We start from the raw sequence: 20,210 nt of genomic DNA, 5'->3' as shown, positions 1-20,210 counted from the left end.
GCGGGAGCGGTCCGCCCGTTCAGAAGTGAAAGATCGCAGGCCTTTGATACCGACGACAAGATGCGTGGAGAGTAAGACAAGCGACATATCAACGGCGTCTACGATGGCTAACCTTCCCGCTCTTGACCAAACGTGTCAAACGGCTTGGTAAAATTGTCACGAATTGGCAAAGAACGCGTTTGAGATCGGGAGACACTTCATGCAGTCGGGATGGTTTGCACACAGTGGCAACGGACAACAGCGTGATGAACGCTTCGAAACGGTATTTGAACATCTCGATGCGGTGACTCGACGCGCGTCACAGTACGCGGCTGCGTTCGGGGCTGAGGAGCAAGCTCGTGCAGCGGGGTTGCTGCACGATCTGGGCAAGTATTCGCAGCAGTTTCAGCGGCGATTGCGGGATTGGCGTGAACCGGGCCGCGATCATTGGACGCTCGGAGCGTGGGCCTTGTTGGCACAAAAGAAACCGGCCGCGATCATGCCCGCTCTCGCCATATTAGGACATCATGCCGGGCTGCCTTCGCTCGATAGCTTGACGAGTCTCAATCAGCGGTTGAGCAAGGTATTGACGCAAGAACCGCTACGGTTCACGACGTCGACCGTCCAAGAACACCAAGCAGCGATGAAGCAGTTCTTGGCCGATGGATTTGAAATGCCTCGGCTCAGCGGCAGCGGGCTGGTTCCACGGTGTTCGCAAGCCGCCGACATGCTTGACACACGAATGTTGTTCTCCGCACTCGTCGATGCTGACTTCGTTGAAACCGAAGCTCATTTTGATGGCGATTCGCAGATTCCCCGGCGGCCGCGCGCCGACGGTGCTCCAATGTGCGTGGATGAGTTGATCGCGGCACTGGATCGCTACGCCGCGAGATTCGTAAGGAATTCCTCGTCGACCATTGACGTTCTGCGAAACCGCTTGGCCGAGCGGTGCGCTCACGTCGGATCGACTCATCAACTTGGTGCGTTCACCTTGTCGGCACCGACAGGCTTTGGCAAAACACTCGCGATGTTGCGATTTGCGTTGGAACATGCCCGCACGCATCGTCTTCGCCGTATCGTCGTGGTGATGCCGTTTCTCAACATCATCGACCAAACCGCATCGATCTATCGAGACATCTTTTCGACGCAGCAATTCGGGGATGGAATCGTTCTCGAGTCGCATTCCGCAGCAGGTTGTGATGTGGATGCAAGCGATGAAGATTCCGTCACACGCTCCGAAGTTCGTCGGCGATTACTTTCACAGAACTGGGACGCACCGATCGTGCTGACCACCAACGTGCAACTGCTTGAATCACTGCACGCTCACCGACCTTCTCGTTGTCGGAAACTGCACCGGCTCGCTAGCAGTGTCATTTTGTTCGATGAAGTTCAAACATTGCCGCCGAAACTTGCTGTTGCAACGCTTGCCACGCTATCGCGACTGTGTGACCCATCAGGACCGTTTCGCACCAGCGTCGTGTTTGCGACGGCGACCCAGCCCGCATTCGAGTCGCTTTCCCAGCGTGTCTCACAGATCGTTGATCCGATCAAATCCAAAGGGGCACCGCCGGCTTGGCAGCCCGTCGAGATCAATGACGCGGGCGGCGAGATGTTTGACTTTGCGTCCGAGCGAGTACGCGTGTGTTGGGAGCAAGACGAGCCAGTTGAACTCGACGATTTAGCGATGCGATTGTCTCGGAATCGTCAATCGCTGTGCATTGTCAATTTGAAACGTCACGCGATCGATTTGGCGTTGGCCGTTTCTAGCAATTGTGAACACGTCTTGCATCTTTCCACGAACATGACGCTCGGCCATCGCACCCAAGTTCTCGATCAGGTTCGCCGAAGACTCCGTGACGACCAACCGGTTCATTTAGTGGCGACGCAGTGTGTCGAAGCAGGCGTCGATTTGGATTTTCCGTTCGTCATGCGTGCCCTCGCACCGCTCGAAGCGATCTCGCAAGCCGCCGGACGTTGCAACCGCAATGGATACAGACCGAAGTGCGATATGGCGGTTTTCTCATTTGACGACCGGGACGAGGAAGGTCGAGTCCGCCGCGCTTATCCACCGGGTTATGACGCCGCCGTTGAGGCGACGCGGCTTTTCTTGAAGACCGTGCTGGCACAATCAACTGACGCGACTCCAGAGATCATCAACGATCCCGATTGCATGCGTGACTATTTCCGATTGTTGTACGCGTTGAAGGGACGTGATTGCGGGCAACAACCCGATGAAGCGGAACTTCTCGATGCCGTCCGCGCCGGCGACTTTGAGAAAACGGAACAGCACTACCGTTTGATCGATCAAAATATGATTCATATCATTGCTCCCTACGATCGTGAGACATCGTCCCGGTTGATCGACGAGGCGACCGAAACTGCAAGCGAACAAGGCGGGATGACACCCAAACAAATTCGCCGTTGGCAACGACTCGCTTCCGCTCACTCCGTCAGCGTCTATCGTCCTCGCGAAGATGACGACCTATTCAACCGCTTACTTCCGATTCATTTTGGGCACGGAATGAACGAGAAATCCAGCCCGATCACGTCAGAAATCGACTGGTGGCATCCCACAACTGACGACTGTTACGACGACTTGGTTGGGCTGCAGTTGGCCGAGACGAACTGGGTCATGTAAAAAAAGGTATCATCACGACTCAACAAACATGGTTCCCCTCGCCCCGCTTCGGGAAGAGGGGCTTTGGAGTACTGAGATACCATCGTAATTCACCGTCGCATCCATAGTCCTCGCCCCCTTATCCCTGGCTCTTCTCTCCCGCAAAGCCGGGGGAGAAGGGAGCCAAGAAAAACGATTTCGTCAACCTCGTTACGCGTCTAACTTCCCAGCCCCCAACTCTGGAGCCTGATCTTGGTAGCCCTCAATGTAAAAACCCATGTGCTTGAAGTGTGGGGTGATTTCGCCTGTTTCTCGAGACCAGAACTTGCCGTCGAGCGGTACTCGTACCCGTGCCCAACGCCCAGCGCCGCACGGGGTGTCTTCGACGCGATCTACTTCAAGCCCGAGTTCTACTGGCAAGTCACCCGCATCGAACTACTGAACCCACCGTCGTATATCGCGCTGCGACGCAACGAGGTCAAAGAAAAAATCAGCGAGACGATGGTCAAACGCTGGATGAAGGGTGTCGAGCAGCCTGAACCGCTGCTCGCTGACGCTGACAAATCACTCACTGGCAGTGACCAAAAAGGTCGCACCCAGCGTCAAACGATGGCACTGCGTCAACCGCGTTATCGCTTGCACGCGCACATCGTTCCTAAACGAAAAGGTGACGCGGCACAGAACTCGTGTGACAGTCAATTTGTTCGCCGTGCGAAGCAAGGCAAGTGTTTTCAACAACCGTACCTGGGTTGCCGCGAGTTCATCAGTTTCTTTCGCTTAATTGAAAGCCTCGACAACGAGCCGGCACCCATCAATTACACGCAAGACCTAGGGTTCATGCTGTATGACGTGTTTGATTTGACCGCCGACAACCACGCCGCGTCCGTGAAAAACCCTTTGAAAGTAAAACCGTCTGTCTCCATGTTTGCCGCGAAAATTGCCGGCGGTGTTCTCGAAGTTCCTCCCATCGGCAGTCCTGAGGTACTCCGAGCGAACATCTCGTCCGTGGAGGTTGACTGAACATCATGCTCCATGAACTCATCCATTACGCCCGCATCGCGGGCATCGATAGCGAACCGGGTTTCAAGCCGAAATGGGTCCGCTGGTTGCTGGTCTTCGATCGTGACGGAAAATTCGTCAGCGCCGTGGACTTCAAGGACGACTCGTCCAAGAAGGGTCGCGAGTTTGCGAAGTGTCCCGACCTGAGTCAAGGTGAAATGGTATCGTCCGGCTCGCGACACTTCCTTGTCGATAGCACCGACAAGATCGCATTGTTGGTGAAGGACGAGGTGACAGAGCGGGATATGGTCCATCACGCCAGCTACGTCGGGCTACTCACGGCAGCCGCAACATCGATACCAACACTCGGTGTGATCGCCGCCACGCTGGATGACGAAGAATCGCTCACCGAGATCCGTCGTGATTTGAAAGAGCTAAAGGCTAAGCCGACGGACTCTTGCACGATCGCGGTCATGAATGGATCCTTGCCGAAGATCTTCGTCGATGAACCAGATTGGCATGATTGGTGGCGAACGCATCGCGAATCGCTTGCTGTCGGCAAACAGGTTGCAAAGTCCGGGTCCGCCGACAATCGGATGCGATGCTTCCTCAGCGGCAAGATGGTCGATCCGGCGGCAACACAAAACAAAGTGACCGGGTTGTCGGATGTCGGAGGACTCGCGACAGGCGACGTTTTGTCTTCATTCGATAAAGATTCGTTCAGCCATTATGGGTTCACCAAAGGCGAGAACGCGGCGATGAGCGTGGAGATGGTCAAACTCGTTGCCGACTCGCTCAATCGCTTGATCGGCAGCCGGTCACGACGAATGTGTGGTACGAAGGTGGTCTACTGGTACAGCCGACCGCTTGCCGCCGAGGACGATTTACTGAGCCAGGATATCTTCGGCGATTTGGTGGCCGGTGATTCGGGCGACGACGAAGCGGAAGATCCGTCACAGCAAGAAGTTCTGGCGGCGGAATCACGTGCCTCGCGATTGCTCGACGCGATCCGGTCGGGCCAGCGTACTGACTTGCTCAATTGCGAATACTACGCCCTGACGATCTCCGGCAATTCCGGTCGCGTGATCATACGCGATTGGATGCAAGGGAGCTTTGAAGAGTTGGCCAGACACGTCAAACGGTGGTTCGACGATTTGTCGATCGTCGCCCGCGACGGAAAGTCAACGATTCAAAAACACAAATTTGCTGCAGTACTCGGTGCGATGGTGCGTGATCTTCGCGACATGCCGGCTCCGACTGTAGCGACGCTATGGCGAGCAGCGCTCGCCGGAGCACCGATCCCGCCGCCCCTCGCAGCTCAAGTTCTTGCCCGCGTCCGCATGGACGTGATTGGCGACCAAGCGGCGCGGCACGCGCGACTCGGTTTTTTGCGCGCCTTCTTAATTCGTAACTCTCACTTGGAACTTTCCGAAATGACAACTGATGTTGACGATTCAATTGACGACCCTGCCTACCTGTGTGGCCGGATCATGGCGGTGTTGGCTAACATTCAACAGGCTGCACTGGGCGATGTCGGTGCCGGAGTCGTGCAGCGTTATTATGCCGCCGCATCCGCAACACCGGCTCTGGTACTCGGGCGACTCGTGCGAACGGCCCAGATTGCTCACCTGCCGAAAATTGATGGCGGCTTGCGTCATCATTTCGAAAGTCAAATGACGCGTCTTTGGAGTCGCATGAAAACGGCTCCACCAACAACTTTGACGCTGGAACAACAAACGCTGTTCGCCCTGGGGTTTTACCAACAACAGGCGACTCGATACGCCAAAAAAGAAGTCGCCGCAGCAACATCCGATACGTAAACAATTCAGGCTCCCCTCGCCACGCTTTGGAAAAGAGCGGGTGGGGGATCGGCGTGCTTGCAATCTCGGCAGAACGCTCTTGCAAATTTTTATTTCAAATTACTAAGACTCAAGGAAATCACTTTATGTCTAACCCAGTCCAAAACCGTTACGAATTCCTGTTCCTGTTCGATTGCGAGAATGGCAACCCCAATGGTGATCCAGATGCGGGCAACGCGCCCCGGATCGATCCCCAAGATATGCACGGACTCGTTTCCGATGTCTCCGTTAAGCGACGTATTCGCAACTACGTGCAACTCGCCAGCGGCAACCAAATGCCTAACGCGATCTTTATCGAACACGCTTGCAATCTGAACACCAAGATCGCACGTGCCCACGAAGCCACCGCTGGTAGCATCCCCGAAAAGAAAGGCGCGAACAAAAAGCAAGTCCACGCGGCGCGCGATTGGATGTGCCAAAACTTTTTCGACGTGCGAACGTTCGGTGCCGTGATGTCCACGGGTGCCAACGCTGGTCAAGTACGTGGTCCCGTGCAAATCGCGTTTTCACGCAGCGTCGATCCGATCCTACCACTGGATCTATCGATCACGCGAATGGCCGTCGCCGTTGGGAAGGCCACTGATAGTAGCGAGAAACTCGAAGCCGATCAGGCCGACACTCCCGAAGATCAATTGCGGACGATGGGCCGCAAACAAATGATTCCCTACGGGCTATTCATCGGCAAAGGATTCATTTCGGCACACTTGGCTCAGCAAACCGGTTTCAACACCGACGACTTGCGAATGCTCTTCGAAGCCGTCCTGAACATGTACGAGCACGATCGATCGGCCAGCAAGGGAACGATGACCGTTCGTCAGCCGCTGTTCGTTTTCAAGCATGTCGGTACCGACTCCGACGAGACCCAACGAACACGCCAATCAATGCTAGGTTGCGCCCCTGCACAAGTACTGTTCGAGGAGATTGTTAAAATCGAAAAGAACACCAGTGTGCCTCGGACGTTCGCGGATTACACCGTGACGGTGGACGAATCGCGACTGCCGACCGGCGTCGAGTTGCTCAATCTGCCACGCGACTTTGACAAGCTGACCTAATGGCTTTTGACGAAGACGATTGTTTGCCGATCTCGGCCCTGCAGCACTTTTTATTCTGTGAACGCCGGGCGGCATTGATCCATATCGAGGGACTGTGGGCGAACAATCGATACACTGTCGAAGGAGACCAATTGCACACGCGCGTTGATGACCCGGGCGCGAGTGAAAATCTCGCAGCGGCAATGATTGTTCGCTCGCTCGGGCTTTGTTCGCTCACGCACGGTTTAACCGGAAAAGCAGACTTGGTTGAGTTCTATCGCAAGGCAACGGGGCTGGACACCGACTACGAGATTCATGTGGTCGAATACAAACGGGGAAAGCCGAAAGCGAAACTCGATCTGCCGTACCAAGTCCAACTTTGTGCTCAAGCGTTGTGCATCGAAGACATGCTCGGCTACCAGGTCACTGCCGCATTTCTTTATTTTGGGATGACGCGGCGGCGCGTCGAAGTTCCGCTGGATACGCCGCTCAGGCAAACGACGGCCGACACGATCTCGCGATTGCACGCTCAAATTGCGTCTGAAAAAACGCCGTTGCCGATCTACAAACCGAAGAAGTGCAAAGCCTGCTCGCTAGTTGACCTCTGCCTACCAACGGCCCCTCGACCACGCACGACAGCTCGCAAGTATCTTCAATCTCTTTTCGATGAAACGGACCAGCCGTGAAGCATCATCTCAATACTCTGTTTGTTACCACCCAGGGAGCCTACCTGCGGAAACAGGGCGACGCAATTGTCGTCCGCGTTGAAAAGAAGGACGTCTTTCGCGTGCCGATGATCAATGTTGGCAGTGTGGTCTGCTTCGGACGTGTTGGTGCAAGTCCCTACTTGCTCGGTGCGTGCGGCGAAAAGGGGATCAGCGTCTCGCTGATGACCGAGCACGGTCGGTTCCTTGCCTCCGTCAATGGATTCACGCCGGGCAACGTGCTGCTGCGACGAGAGCAATACCGATGGTCGGATTGTCCACGACGCAGCGGAGAGATCGCGCGAGCGTGTGTGATCGGCAAACTAGCCAACTACCGCACGACCCTGCGACGAGCGGCCCGTGAAACCGATGACGAATCGGCGAAAGATCGATTGGACAAGGCGGCTTTGCGGATTTCGAATACGACAAAACGTTTGCAACGCGACGATGCTAGTGAACCTGATGATGTCAAAGCAAACGACGCAGGTGATCGTGGGGCGAATCGCGTTGACTTTCTTCGCGGGATCGAGGGTGATGCCAGTCGTGTGTACTTCGAGGTGTTCAACGATTTGATTCGCGGTGACAAAGCAGCGTTCGCGTTCACGAAACGATCGCGGCGACCGCCGCTTGACCGGATCAACGCCCTGTTGTCGTTCCTGTATTCAGTGCTCGCCAACGACGTCAGATCCGCGTGCGAAGCGTCGGGACTCGATGCCGCCGTCGGCTTTCTGCACCGCGATCGACCAGGCCGTCCCGGACTGGCGCTCGATCTGATGGAAGAGTTTCGGCCAGCGATCGCCGATCGTGTCGCCTTGTCCCTCGTCAATCGTCGTCAATTGAAAGCTTCGGATTTCGAGATCCAGCCAACTGGCGCGGTGTGGATGACCGATAAAGCCCGCAAGACGGTGTTGGCGGAGTATCAAAAACGAAAACAAGAGGCCATTCGCCATCCGTTTTTGGACGAAACGATGAGCCTCGGCTTGGTCCCGCATATCCAAGCGAGACTGCTCGCTCGACACCTTCGAGGTGACTTGGATGCCTACCCACCTTTCAACTGGAAGTAAATACGATGATGGTGTTAGTTGCGTATGACGTATCAACGGTCGAGAAGGCGGGCCAGCGTCGATTGACACGAGTGGCAAAAACTTGCCTGAATTATGGCCAACGCGTCCAAAATTCTGTTTTCGAGTGCATTGTTACCCCGGACCAATGGATTCAGTTTCGCAGGGAGTTGATTGACGAGATCGATGAATCGACGGACAGCTTGCGGTTCTACTTCCTGGGCAGTCGGCATCAGGACAAAGTTGAACACATTGGCGCCAAACCGAGCGTTGATCTAGAAGGCCCTCTGATCATTTGATCATCGATCACGCGGACCTCTAGTGCTCGGCAAAACGTGGGGGGTTCGCGATCGACCTTATCGTCGTTAAATCGCGACGAATCTACTCTCTCCTGTCCCAACTGCACATCGCGAATCTTCTCCAGGAAGCAGGTCCGCGAAACCAGCCACCTTACTCTTGTCTACGCCTCAGCTTACGCTGTTGTGGTCGCCCGCTCATACGCGGGCGTGGATTGAAACTCCGCAGATAGCAGCGTGCCCCGTGGCTGCGTTGTGTCGCCCGCTCATACGCGGGCGTGGATTGAAACGATACTAATCCCCTCACGCCGTAATCGCCAGCAAAGTCGCCCGCTCATACGCGGGCGTGGATTGAAACGATCCAGACGACGGCCACGGTGCCGAGGAACCGAAGTCGCCCGCTCATACGCGGGCGTGGATTGAAACCGACGACTACATAACGGTCCAAGTGTTCGGTATGTCGCCCGCTCATACGCGGGCGTGGATTGAAACGGATCGAGGATCTGGAGATCACTCTCACGATCGGGTCGCCCGCTCATACGCGGGCGTGGATTGAAACTTAGCCAGGACCAGCCGAATGCTGTGGTGAGGGCGTCGCCCGCTCATACGCGGGCGTGGATTGAAACAGGCTTCCAGTTTTTTCCATCCGCCTACCCCATCCGTCGCCCGCTCATACGCGGGCGTGGATTGAAACACATAACCGAACCGATAGACGAGGACTATGACGGAAACGTCGCCCGCTCATACGCGGGCGTGGATTGAAACACATGGCACGACGAGCCCATGACGATTTCGCTCGGTCGCCCGCTCATACGCGGGCGTGGATTGAAACTACGAAGCGGTCGACGGAATCCACGTCGCCCGCGGGTCGCCCGCTCATACGCGGGCGTGGATTGAAACGACCATCTCGAAATCGTGCTCTGATTCCCCGGTGTCGCCCGCTCATACGCGGGCGTGGATTGAAACGTCCGTGTCGATGTAACCGGGACCGTAGATCAAGTCGCCCGCTCATACGCGGGCGTGGATTGAAACAAACTATGAACATTGCACCAAGCATCGCACCGCGTGTCGCCCGCTCATACGCGGGCGTGGATTGAAACATAGGAGAGGAAGGGTTCAGAGGGGAAAAGGGTGTCGCCCGCTCATACGCGGGCGTGGATTGAAACACGTCGGCGTCGGCCGCGATGCCGAGTGCATCGCGTCGCCCGCTCATACGCGGGCGTGGATTGAAACATTCCGGCAATCTTCTTTTATTCCTCCTTTTGCGGTCGCCCGCTCATACGCGGGCGTGGATTGAAACACCCACGGCAAAGGCCCCACGGTGCGAGTCCCCTCGTCGCCCGCTCATACGCGGGCGTGGATTGAAACCAACGAGCGATGGCCGAGGACTGGGACCAAGCACGGTCGCCCGCTCATACGCGGGCGTGGATTGAAACCCGGTATTGCTCCGCTTCACGCTCTGATTCTCGTGTCGCCCGCTCATACGCGGGCGTGGATTGAAACCACTACTGTAGTTTCCGCTGTTTGGGAGCACGCTTGTCGCCCGCTCATACGCGGGCGTGGATTGAAACACGTTGTAAAGCAATAGCGTTATTGCCCCTGACTGTCGCCCGCTCATACGCGGGCGTGGATTGAAACACAACCGACCTGGGGTATTCGGGTGGGTCCATGAGTCGCCCGCTCATACGCGGGCGTGGATTGAAACTTATACGCGATCGGATCAACTGATAGTTGCATCAAAGTCGCCCGCTCATACGCGGGCGTGGATTGAAACACAACCGACCTGGGGTATTCGGGTGGGTCCATGACTGTCGCCCGCTCATACGCGGGCGTGGATTGAAACCTGTTTCGTTAGACGACGATGTTTGAGCACTGTCTATCGCTGTCGCCCGCTCATACGCGGGCGTGGATTGAAACCTTGGGAAAATCCGCAGGGTTGCCGGGCCGAACTACGTCGCCCGCTCATACGCGGGCGTGGATTGAAACGGATAGACGAGCCGTGTGCCGTCGGTGAGGACGGTCGCCCGCTCATACGCGGGCGTGGATTGAAACTCGTTGATGGGCCGCATCCCCGAGGGTACCTCGCCTGTCGCCCGCTCATACGCGGGCGTGGATTGAAACTGCGACGATGCCGCCGCCGTTTCGGAGGTGAGCCGTCGCCCGCTCATACGCGGGCGTGGATTGAAACTCGCTGCTCGCTGATCCAACCTGATGGATGGCGTGTCGCCCGCTCATACGCGGGCGTGGATTGAAACAGCTCACGGTCTCCCATCGAAAGGATGCCGTCCTCGTCGCCCGCTCATACGCGGGCGTGGATTGAAACACTCGTGGTCGATCGACTTCGTCAATGATTACCGTCGCCCGCTCATACGCGGGCGTGGATTGAAACCGTCGAGATCCCGTGTTTGGGCCCCCATCACACTCGTCGCCCGCTCATACGCGGGCGTGGATTGAAACTTGCAGTGGGTTGGCTTTGCCTTCGCCGCCGCCGCGTCGCCCGCTCATACGCGGGCGTGGATTGAAACGTCCATCGTTACATCGAGAACCGTATCGAGGCTGGTCGCCCGCTCATACGCGGGCGTGGATTGAAACGCGTTGCTGGTGATGCCGGTAAGGCTCAGATCGGTCGCCCGCTCATACGCGGGCGTGGATTGAAACTTCGTAGTCTGTGTGCACCAATAGCCCGTCTTTGTGTCGCCCGCTCATACGCGGGCGTGGATTGAAACGATCACGTACCAACAAATGCTGGACCGCACCAAGCAGTCGCCCGCTCATACGCGGGCGTGGATTGAAACGCCGCCAGGCAACTTTCCCATGTCGTCACTCGCTGTCGCCCGCTCATACGCGGGCGTGGATTGAAACCCTGCAAGCATGACCGTTTACGGATTCAACGAGAAGTCGCCCGCTCATACGCGGGCGTGGATTGAAACAAAACAATCCAACGAAACAAAAACTAAAACCTCGGGTCGCCCGCTCATACGCGGGCGTGGATTGAAACACCCATCGGCAAATGGGCGTTGTGGGAACAAAATGTCGCCCGCTCATACGCGGGCGTGGATTGAAACGACGAGAAGACCATCCGCAAAGCGGCCGAAGCCGTCGCCCGCTCATACGCGGGCGTGGATTGAAACAGTGATTGACGATCCGATGCTGCTTGGTTCGGCGTCGCCCGCTCATACGCGGGCGTGGATTGAAACTATAACGCTGAAATGGAAGCACGAGGATTGATTGTCGCCCGCTCATACGCGGGCGTGGATTGAAACAGCGAATCATGGAGGAGCAGCGTGCCGCACAGGGTCGCCCGCTCATACGCGGGCGTGGATTGAAACTTTGGCCCGTACACGATTTTGCTATACAGATTCGCGTCGCCCGCTCATACGCGGGCGTGGATTGAAACAGGAGGAGGAGTACCCCGATACATCCGTGGTGGAGTCGCCCGCTCATACGCGGGCGTGGATTGAAACCGGCCCATGGGCGGTAGTCTCGGTGCTCTCCTCGCGTCGCCCGCTCATACGCGGGCGTGGATTGAAACTTCCCCCTGTTCCACTTGGTGCCAAGTGAAGCAACGTCGCCCGCTCATACGCGGGCGTGGATTGAAACTTAGCCTTTCGGCCCTTTCCGGCTCGGTAGAACGTCGCCCGCTCATACGCGGGCGTGGATTGAAACATTCTCTCGTTTTCAGGGTTGCGGTGCCCGCCAGGTCGCCCGCTCATACGCGGGCGTGGATTGAAACGCTATCATCGATCACGAACTTTTCGAGACCGGGAGTCGCCCGCTCATACGCGGGCGTGGATTGAAACCGCCTCTCGATCAGGAGTAGCACCTCGATCGCCTCGTCGCCCGCTCATACGCGGGCGTGGATTGAAACGCCAACGTGTGCATCATCTACCACCAGATCCACGTCGCCCGCTCATACGCGGGCGTGGATTGAAACAAATATGCTACGTCCATGCGGAACGGGACGGACAGTCGCCCGCTCATACGCGGGCGTGGATTGAAACCCAAGTCGGCCCCGCCAAAATGCGGGAACCGATCGTCGCCCGCTCATACGCGGGCGTGGATTGAAACACACTACGTATAAAGTCCGTTAGCGGGGCTTGTGTCGCCCGCTCATACGCGGGCGTGGATTGAAACAGGTACGGCGGAAAAGCCCTGCCCGCGAGGCTCAGGTCGCCCGCTCATACGCGGGCGTGGATTGAAACCAGTGGCGTAGGGTACTAGCTAGCCTTTGGTGCCGTCGCCCGCTCATACGCGGGCGTGGATTGAAACCGCAAGGGACACGGACAGGGATCGTACACCGATGTCGCCCGCTCATACGCGGGCGTGGATTGAAACTCGTCTGCGCGTTGTTGTCGGACTTTAGCCATCGTCGCCCGCTCATACGCGGGCGTGGATTGAAACTGGACCCTCCTGCCGCTCCTCTGGCGGCGGGAAGTCGCCCGCTCATACGCGGGCGTGGATTGAAACACTGCGTCTGCCGTTGTCGTTCGGCATTACTACGTCGCCCGCTCATACGCGGGCGTGAGAGTCTGAGTAGAATCGCAGACCGCGTGTACTCGTTAGTCACTGTGTCTCACGAGGGCACTGCTCCATCTTCGTGGGTATCCCATGTTTTTGCCGACTGGGTTCGTGATGTTCGCTGGCAAACTCGTGCTGATGCGTTTGCCAGCGGTGAATTTCATTGGCGACTTCGATGACGCGGCGACGAATGCTGCAATGGCCCCAGGCGGGCGAAGGCACGCGTCTGATGGCGACGAAAGACAATTGGGACGTGGTCAGATCCAGTACGACTGAAAAACGATTAACTCGTCCGAGTAACCTATCGGAGAGCACTCATCCGGTCCGCTCAGACGCGAATCCTGCCGCCAAAGCTGGGGCATGATCCCGTTCAACGCGAGCAGTCGGGGCATCATCCTGTTTCAGATCACCAGCGTGTTTTCGAACGTGGTCGATCGCCTCCACAATGTATTCCATCTCAGCTCGCGTGCCGAGCAATTGGATCTGCGAGAACCAGACGGCTTCGGAGCACAGCTTGTCGTTCTCGGGACATTGGTTGCTTTCAACCCAGTCCGCCATCGTGTCGGTACCATAAATTCGCTGGTAGTGTGGATTGTCGGCCAGGGATTTCACATGGTGGCTATTGTGGCTCATCCGACGGAAGGGTGCGCGGGAGTACCGTGGAAGGTTTTTTGAAGGATCGCTCCAGTATCCAATGTGTTTTCAAAAAAGCGTCCTTGCCGAAGGAATGTTCGGCAGGGACTGACAACACCATTGGCGTACCATCGACCGGGAGATCCCTTGCCAGGCCCGCACCTCTGCAGAGCTTCGCTCCGTTTTTCCCGGCAGGCCCAGTCTCATTTCACGGCAGGCCCAGTCTAACGCTGTTAATCCAATCCCACAAAGAAATCATTGGGCACTTGAGACATGCCTCCCAAACCTCCGGCGCACGCTGCGGTCGGATGATCCTGTGCATGGCGATCCGAGTGCTGCGGTTGATGGAGGGACTGTCCGAGTTTCACTCGCTCGATACCGAGCCGGGAGCCGACGCAGCGGGAAAGCTTGCTCGATCGCAACGGGGACACACACGCGGCCTGTCCTCAACAGCAAAGCGTTACTGACCGCATGGCAGAGAATCGGCAGCGAATCGTTGATGTCGTGTATCTGGTAAACTGCCCGGCTGGTTTGTTTCGGCCACACAACCGCACGCGTACGCGAAATCGAGCAAATCGTCGTTGAATCGCGAGTGCTTTTTTGCCCACCGAAACCCTTCGCCCTCATTAGGACAGCACTCATGAAACAATGTATCTTCCATCTGATCGCGTTGTTCTTGATGAGCGCAAGCACGTTCGCTGATGAATCGATAGCGACCACGCAAGCGTCTGCGTTCCCCGACGATCCTGCGACCGCAATGCTTGCTGGGATCGACCGTTTTTTGCTAGACAAACTGGACGAGTCCGCAGGCCAGCGGGCGAGATTCTGGGGCCATGACGCAGATGTCGACGCGAACGTCGAGTTCCTGAAAGCACAACTTGGGTTGGAACCAACACGGTACCCGAGCGATCCGGTCATACGCCATCCTGCGTTGCACCGCACACCGTCCTATGCGATCCACGCGGTTGACTGGCCCGTGGCGTCGCATCCGGCGCCTGCGGTCACTGCATCACCGGGCGCGTCAGCAAAGATTCAGTGGCAGCCTTCCTTATGGGGCGATGGTTTGCTGTGGTTGCCTCAGCAAGCGACGGGGCGATGCGCGATCGTGCTGTCACACGATGGCGATCCGTCGCTGTGGGCCCGCGAAGATGCCAGTAGCAATGCGGATTACAAAGCGAGCGTTTGCAAGCGACTCGTTGATGAAGGCACGACTGTTTTGGAAGTCGCATGCGTGGGGCATGATCAGGTATCGCACAATAACGCGACCCTCTCTCGCCGCGAGTTGATCCATCGCTCGGCGTATGTGCTGGGACGAACGCTCAGCGGATACGAGATCCAAACACTTCAATCGGCAATCGACTGGCTGGTTCCGTTGGCCCAACAAACGGCAAAACCCGACGGCAGTACGACTCCATCCGCTGCACCGGAAGACGCTCGCGTGCTGGTAGCAGGCATGGGTGAGGGCGGACGAACGGCGTTACTGGCGAGCGTCGTTGATCCACGCATCGACCATGTGGTGGTGGCGGGGTATTTCGGACCACGGGATCAGATTTGGCGGGAACCCATCGAGCGAAATGTTTTCGGTTTACTGAATCGTTTTGATGACGCGAGGCTCGCCGCCACGATCGCTCCTCGGCAGGTGACAATCCAGGATTGGCCCCGTTTTGAGATCGAACAATCAGGCGAACGAGGGGCCGCACCGGCGAGTTGGCGATCGCCCAACGCGGAAACCGTCAAACGGGAGTTTGATCGGATCACCACGCCCTGGATTTCGAAAACGGATGCACCGTCACACTGTCAATTGCTCGCACCCGGCCAAGCATCGAAGGCCATCTTTCCCGCCGTCACTCAACCACTGCTGCTGTCCAACAGCGACGCCAAGAGGTTCCATAAAGTACGTCAATCGCTTCAGCAACAAGCGATTGATCGACGGGCCCGCCGCTTGGCAATGTTAGACCGGCACAACCAAGCATGGTTGGAAGAGAGTGAATACGAACGCGGTGAATTCATGAACCTCGGTTACTCTCGTAGCATCGCGGACAATGACACCAACACGCTCGATACGACTTCACCGGCCTCGTACGAGCAGTCGATCGAGCGGTTTCGCGTAATTTTCCGAAACGAGGTTGTCGGCTGGTACGACGAACCCAAGCTGCCCGTCTCGGCCCAATCGCAAGCAACGTATCAGGGACAGGGCTGGACAGGCTACGACGTCATGCTGGACGTTTTCCCAGACGTCGTTGCGTCCGGTGTGCTGCTAATGCCCGACAACATTGCTGAGGGCCAAAAGCTTCCTGTCGTCGTCTGTCAGCACGGCCTTGAAGGGCGTCCTCAAGATACCTTTCTCGGTGATCATCGCGCCTATCACAACTTTGCCGCGAAGCTTGCTGAATCGGGATTCATCGTGTTCGCGCCCCAGAACCCGTATATCGGCAAAGATGCGTTTCGAACACTGCAGCGGAAGTCCTACCCGCTGGGAAAGACACTGTTCTCGATCATCGCGGCGCAACACCAGCAGATTATTAACTGGCTGCGGACGATCCCCAGTGTCGATGGCGACAAAATCGCTTTTTATGGACTCTCGTATGGTGGTAAATCAGCGATGCGGTTGCCTGCACTCGTGCCTGATTACTGCCTTTCGATTTGCAGTGCCGACTTCAACGACTGGGTTTGGAAAACCGCTTCGACCCGGTCTCGCTACAGCTATGTGGGAACCGGCGAGTACGAGATCTATGAGTTTGGATTAGGGAAGACGTTCAACTATGCAGAGATGGCTGCCCTCATTGCGCCACGCCCCTTCATGGTTGAGCGAGGACACTATGACGGCGTGGGACCAGACGATCGAGTTGCCAAAGAATTCGCCAAAATTCGCTTTCTCTATTCCGCCCGACTGAAATTGCCACAACAGTGTGAGATTGAATGGTTTGATGGGCCCCATGCGATCAATGGGCAAGGGACCTTTGAGTTCTTGCGCCGACACTTGCAAACAACCCAATAGCAAATCGCGATCGTGAATTGCTAAGGAAGGAGCGGGGATTTCCTGTCTGAAATTGTGGCCGAACGCTCCGCGTTCGACCATTCCGACCGCGGAGCGTTCGGCCACTTATTTTCCGCTCGTTCCTAGAACGAGCAGTCTGTGCGACTGACGTGGCTGCCGCCCTGTTTTTCCAGGTGGGCGCCGATCGATCTCTTTTACATCTCGATCGTAAAGCCTGGACGTTTCTCGCGGGCCAGAAAACTCGCCGCTTGGTCGTCGCCTTCAATCGTTTGCTCGTTTGGATTCCATTGCACCTCGCGATTTAGCCTGGCGGCGATGCCGGCGAGGTGGCAAGTTGTCAACGCGCGGTGATGGCTATGGACGTCGGAGATGGGTTCTTGTCGGGCGACGACTGACTCAAAGAAATTTTGAAAATGATTCACCAGCGGTCGATTCTTGTAAACCTTTTCGAGCGCTCCGTCTGGTAACGGATTCGTTGCCAGTTGCTCCACCGGCGAACCACTCAAGCGGCCTCGGTTTACGAAGATGCGTCCCTGGGTTCCTTCAAACAGGATTCCGTTGTCTCGATCGTGCCGAATTTCGATCACCTTCCCATCCTCAAAGGTGGCTTGAATCAGAAACTCAGTTGCCGTGTTGTACCGCGATGGATCAACCGGGTATCCGTCTCGGAACTCAACTGGGTGTTTGACCATGACGGGATTGACCGAAACCGGGCCAGTGTTCGTCTTTCCGAGTGCCCAGGTCGCGATATCAACATGGTGCGCCCCCCAATCGGTTAACTTGCCGCCCGAGTACTCGTACCACCACCGGAACTCGTAGTGGTGACGCGAGAAGCTTTTCGTCTCGCCATTGTCGCTCGCCAAGTACCGGAACTCCGTCGTGGGGGCGGGACCGAGCCACAGGTTCCAATCAAGGTGTTTGGGAGATGGGACGACGGGAATCGCGGGACTCGTCGGCGGACTCCCGACACTGCACGTCGCTTTCGTGACTTCGCCGATTCGACCGTCGCGAATCATCGCGATTGCTTTGATGAAATCAAGCTCGCTTCGCTGTTGAGTTCCGACTTGAACGATGCGTCCGGTTCGGCGGCAAACATCACTCATCAGTTTGCCTTCATCGATCGTCAACGTCATTGGCTTTTCGCAATACACATCCTTTCCCGCCAGCATCGCTTCGATTGCGATTTTGGCGTGCCAGTGATCGGGGGTCGAGATATGGACGATGTCGATGTCATCGCGGTCGATCACCGCCCGGTAATCAGCCGTCGTACTCGGGGCGTTCCCAGTCCATTCTTTGACGAAGTTTGCGGCCATGTCCACACGATTGGCGTCGGCATCACAGACAGCGACGTAGTCGCCAAACCGGCTCATTTCAGGTGCCGATCCATAGGGTAAATCGACACCAGTGGCCTTGATGAACCAGCGACTGCCGGTGCCGATGGCGGCAATACGAGGGCGTTCATTGGCGGCCGCAAAACCACTCGCCCGGGGGCCGTGCATCGTCAACACACCAGCCCCCATCCAGGCCGCGGAGGATTTCAAGACGTCGCGGCGGGGAACAGCATAACGGGTAGGCATTGGGGAACTCGCGGGTGGAGGATGAAACGAACAAGGATTGCCGAGAAAACGGGAGCTCTTGTAACGGAAAACGGTGGCTTATCCAACGGCAGTGCGCACGATCGTGAGGGAAGGTGCCAGGGGCATCGCTCGAAAACCTCCTGAGCATACTTCGGGGTGATGAAGCACATGTTCTGTTTCGTCACCTGTTCTTTTCGGGTCTCTGGAATCCCCATGCCTCTGCCAGGGCATCGGCGGCCTCTTCGATGTCCGTGATTTCTCCCCAGCCACCGTTGCGCAGATAGGCGTGTGCAAACTCATGCGCGATCACGTACCAAGCGAACAGTTCGGACGCGTCGGCAAGTTTCAAGCGAAGCACGATACAGCGACTGCCGTTGCCATCGACACCAGGTGCCGGCATCAGGAACGACCAGCCGCGTTCCGGGTGGAAGTTGTCCAGTGTGATCCGGAACCGGCGATCATCCAAAAAGTCTCGCTGCACCTCGCGTGGCAGGCTTTCAAGTACGTACAGCACCCGCTCCTGCAAGATGGGGTGTTCTGAAAACGGGGCGAGGTATGCTGCGAAAGACATGAAGCGTTCTAATTCTGTTTCAGCGAAAAATGGCGAAGTGTGTTGGAAACGGCTTGCGGCTCTGGAATCTCTCCGCAGCCATCACTGCCGGGAAATACCTAAGAAACGAGCGGGAAATTAGTGTCTGATATCGTGGCCGAACGCTCCTAACGCCGAACTCAGTGGTGCCCGAAAACACCCCTCTGCGTTTGCCATTGTCGCACATTTCTGAGTTGGGAAAGATGGCGGGTTTCTATTCCCTCCCACGACCACGCCCCCCCCCGGACTGGCGTTCGGGGCTATCGCCTGCCACCGCTTCGCGGTTCCAGGGTTACTGAGTTCCTCTTAGAGCATGGATACGGAGGGACACAGCATTTTCACGAGGGGGACATCAACAAAAGCTCGTAGCCCCTCTGGGCTTGGCATCCCTCTGCACAGCCGGTACCTGTCGCAGCTAGGCAATTGCGAGTGAAGAAGTGCTGTGTCCCCTCAGTGGCGCCGAAGAAGTGCTGTGTCCCCTCAGTGGCGTTCCCCTGATGGATCAGGTTTCACGGAGTGATTGGGATGCGCATCGTCGAATAGACGCGGTCTTGGAAAACTGGATTGCCAATCGCGTTGGCTTTCTGGTCAAGTTCCTCGGGCGCTTCCCATACCTGGTCACCTTTGAGATCTGCTGTCACTTTCCAGAAATGAAACCTTGCGAACGCGTATCGCCACGTGCCGTCGTCGGTGCATTCAATCAGTAGGAAGGCATCTGGATCGGTGCCGACCATCCAGCCAAAAATCGCTCCGTCTCGAACTCCATATTCCGGCGAAGAATATCGCAGTACAGGTTGAGGGAGCAGATGCAAGGCGGATGGTCTTCCGCTGGCGTCGGTCAAAGTAACCTTGAACTGCCGGGCCAGTTGTCGCATTCGGATCATCCGCTGAGCCGCCGAACTCGCATCGCCGACCACAAACGGAAATTGACGCCGGGTCACTCCGGCGACAGTGGGTGACCATACGCTCGTTCCCTCTGGCGTCTTCGCAGTTAACGGGCCGTCGGCAAGTGAATGCAACGCGAGCTTTCTTCGTGGAGACTCACGCACGGAATAGCTAAACAGCGTGCCAATGGCCAGTGGCATACCAGCATGCTCCCAAACGAAGACCGATCCTAGTTTGTCGTAACGTTCGGGATTGACCCAATTCATAACCGGCTGTCGACGCAATGCAACTCGCACACCTTCTGCATCCGTGATCGCGTATTGGGGGGCTAGATTCGTGAACAGATCATAGGCCCGCTGGGCCCGTTCATTTTTCTGCGGAGCTGGATCTTGCGCGCACAGTGGTTGAGAGAGAATCAGCATGACGCCGAAGGATATCAATTCAAGGCAACGCCGCACGTTCAT

Annotated in this window: 14 protein-coding genes and 1 CRISPR repeat array; of the genes, 10 read left to right on the top strand and 4 right to left on the bottom strand. The window is 56.8% G+C overall.

Features of this window, described 5'->3' with window-relative positions:
• Window positions 1-199 precede the first annotated feature (199 nt).
• From SH410x_RS05270 to SH410x_RS05235, 8 genes are all read left to right on the top strand, one after another.
• Window positions 200-2,617 carry a CRISPR-associated endonuclease Cas3'' gene (locus tag SH410x_RS05270; RefSeq protein WP_473675275.1) on the top strand — a complete coding sequence of 806 codons (2,418 nt, stop codon included), beginning with the start codon at window positions 200-202 and terminating at the stop codon, window positions 2,615-2,617.
• A gap of 231 nt (window positions 2,618-2,848) precedes the next feature.
• A complete protein-coding gene (gene cas5c / locus SH410x_RS05265) occupies window positions 2,849-3,616 on the top strand; it encodes a type I-C CRISPR-associated protein Cas5c (RefSeq protein WP_473675273.1) in 768 nt (255 codons plus the stop codon).
• 5 nt (window positions 3,617-3,621) lie between these two features.
• A complete protein-coding gene (gene cas8c / locus SH410x_RS05260) occupies window positions 3,622-5,415 on the top strand; it encodes a type I-C CRISPR-associated protein Cas8c/Csd1 (protein ID WP_473675271.1) in 1,794 nt (597 codons plus the stop codon).
• A gap of 125 nt (window positions 5,416-5,540) precedes the next feature.
• Entirely contained in the window at window positions 5,541-6,506 is a 966-nt protein-coding gene (cas7c, locus tag SH410x_RS05255; protein WP_473675269.1) for a type I-C CRISPR-associated protein Cas7/Csd2, read from the top strand.
• On the top strand, window positions 6,506-7,171 hold the full coding sequence (gene cas4 / locus SH410x_RS05250; protein WP_473675267.1) for a CRISPR-associated protein Cas4: 666 nt from the start codon (window positions 6,506-6,508) through the stop codon (window positions 7,169-7,171). The genes cas7c and cas4 overlap by 1 nt, the downstream gene beginning before the upstream one ends.
• Window positions 7,168-8,253 carry a type I-C CRISPR-associated endonuclease Cas1c gene (cas1c, locus tag SH410x_RS05245; protein WP_473675265.1) on the top strand — a complete coding sequence of 362 codons (1,086 nt, stop codon included), beginning with the start codon at window positions 7,168-7,170 and terminating at the stop codon, window positions 8,251-8,253. The genes cas4 and cas1c overlap by 4 nt, the downstream gene beginning before the upstream one ends.
• A gap of 5 nt (window positions 8,254-8,258) precedes the next feature.
• Window positions 8,259-8,549 carry a CRISPR-associated endonuclease Cas2 gene (gene cas2 / locus SH410x_RS05240; protein WP_473675263.1) on the top strand — a complete coding sequence of 97 codons (291 nt, stop codon included), beginning with the start codon at window positions 8,259-8,261 and terminating at the stop codon, window positions 8,547-8,549.
• 186 nt (window positions 8,550-8,735) lie between these two features.
• Window positions 8,736-13,013: direct repeats of the CRISPR family, unit length 33 nt; unit sequence GTCGCCCGCTCATACGCGGGCGTGGATTGAAAC.
• A 141-nt stretch (window positions 13,014-13,154) separates the two neighbouring features.
• The gene (locus SH410x_RS05235) at window positions 13,155-13,340 is read left to right on the top strand and encodes a hypothetical protein (protein WP_473675261.1); all 186 of its coding nucleotides are present in this window, start codon (window positions 13,155-13,157) and stop codon (window positions 13,338-13,340) included.
• A gap of 39 nt (window positions 13,341-13,379) precedes the next feature.
• Here the strand turns inward: SH410x_RS05235 and SH410x_RS05230 are convergent, their stop codons facing one another.
• Window positions 13,380-13,697, bottom strand: coding sequence for a hypothetical protein (locus SH410x_RS05230; RefSeq protein WP_473675259.1), 318 nt, complete (start codon window positions 13,695-13,697; stop codon window positions 13,380-13,382).
• 266 nt (window positions 13,698-13,963) lie between these two features.
• Here SH410x_RS05230 and SH410x_RS05225 point away from each other — a divergent pair, with 266 nt between their 5' ends.
• A complete protein-coding gene (locus tag SH410x_RS05225; RefSeq protein ID WP_473675257.1) occupies window positions 13,964-14,164 on the top strand; it encodes a hypothetical protein in 201 nt (66 codons plus the stop codon).
• Window positions 14,165-14,337: 173 nt separating this feature from the next.
• The gene (locus SH410x_RS05220) at window positions 14,338-16,695 is read left to right on the top strand and encodes an alpha/beta hydrolase family protein (protein WP_473675255.1); all 2,358 of its coding nucleotides are present in this window, start codon (window positions 14,338-14,340) and stop codon (window positions 16,693-16,695) included.
• A 194-nt stretch (window positions 16,696-16,889) separates the two neighbouring features.
• On the opposite strand, the gene SH410x_RS05215 is transcribed toward SH410x_RS05220, so the two are convergent.
• The 3 genes from SH410x_RS05215 to SH410x_RS05205 form a co-directional block, all read right to left on the bottom strand.
• A complete protein-coding gene (locus SH410x_RS05215; RefSeq protein WP_473675253.1) occupies window positions 16,890-18,272 on the bottom strand; it encodes a Gfo/Idh/MocA family protein in 1,383 nt (460 codons plus the stop codon).
• Window positions 18,273-18,453: 181 nt separating this feature from the next.
• Window positions 18,454-18,843 carry a hypothetical protein gene (locus SH410x_RS05210; protein ID WP_473675251.1) on the bottom strand — a complete coding sequence of 130 codons (390 nt, stop codon included), beginning with the start codon at window positions 18,841-18,843 and terminating at the stop codon, window positions 18,454-18,456.
• A gap of 527 nt (window positions 18,844-19,370) precedes the next feature.
• Window positions 19,371-20,168: a hypothetical protein gene (locus SH410x_RS05205; protein ID WP_473675249.1), complete on the bottom strand. Its 798-nt coding sequence runs from the start codon at window positions 20,166-20,168 to the stop codon at window positions 19,371-19,373.
• Window positions 20,169-20,210: the final 42 nt, after the last annotated feature.

The sequence above is a fragment of the Rhodopirellula sp. SH410 genome, from assembly GCF_055811895.1.
Note: the sequence above shows the minus strand (reverse complement) of the source record. Positions and strands in the feature narration are given on the sequence as shown.

Bases quoted from the DNA above. Each gene is read 5' to 3' on its own strand.
- cas2 (WP_473675263.1), top strand. From the start codon at position 8,259: ATGATGGTGTTAGTTGCGTATGACGTATCAACGGTCGAGAAGGCGGGC.
- SH410x_RS05235 (WP_473675261.1), top strand. From the start codon at position 13,155: ATGTTTTTGCCGACTGGGTTCGTGATGTTCGCTGGCAAACTCGTGCTG.
- SH410x_RS05220 (WP_473675255.1), top strand. From the start codon at position 14,338: ATGAAACAATGTATCTTCCATCTGATCGCGTTGTTCTTGATGAGCGCA.
- SH410x_RS05215 (WP_473675253.1), bottom strand. From the start codon at position 18,272: ATGCCTACCCGTTATGCTGTTCCCCGCCGCGACGTCTTGAAATCCTCC.
- cas7c (WP_473675269.1), top strand. From the start codon at position 5,541: ATGTCTAACCCAGTCCAAAACCGTTACGAATTCCTGTTCCTGTTCGAT.
- cas4 (WP_473675267.1), top strand. From the start codon at position 6,506: ATGGCTTTTGACGAAGACGATTGTTTGCCGATCTCGGCCCTGCAGCAC.
- SH410x_RS05210 (WP_473675251.1), bottom strand. From the start codon at position 18,843: ATGTCTTTCGCAGCATACCTCGCCCCGTTTTCAGAACACCCCATCTTG.
- SH410x_RS05205 (WP_473675249.1), bottom strand. From the start codon at position 20,168: ATGCTGATTCTCTCTCAACCACTGTGCGCGCAAGATCCAGCTCCGCAG.
- cas8c (WP_473675271.1), top strand. From the start codon at position 3,622: ATGCTCCATGAACTCATCCATTACGCCCGCATCGCGGGCATCGATAGC.
- SH410x_RS05230 (WP_473675259.1), bottom strand. From the start codon at position 13,697: ATGAGCCACAATAGCCACCATGTGAAATCCCTGGCCGACAATCCACAC.
- SH410x_RS05270 (WP_473675275.1), top strand. From the start codon at position 200: ATGCAGTCGGGATGGTTTGCACACAGTGGCAACGGACAACAGCGTGAT.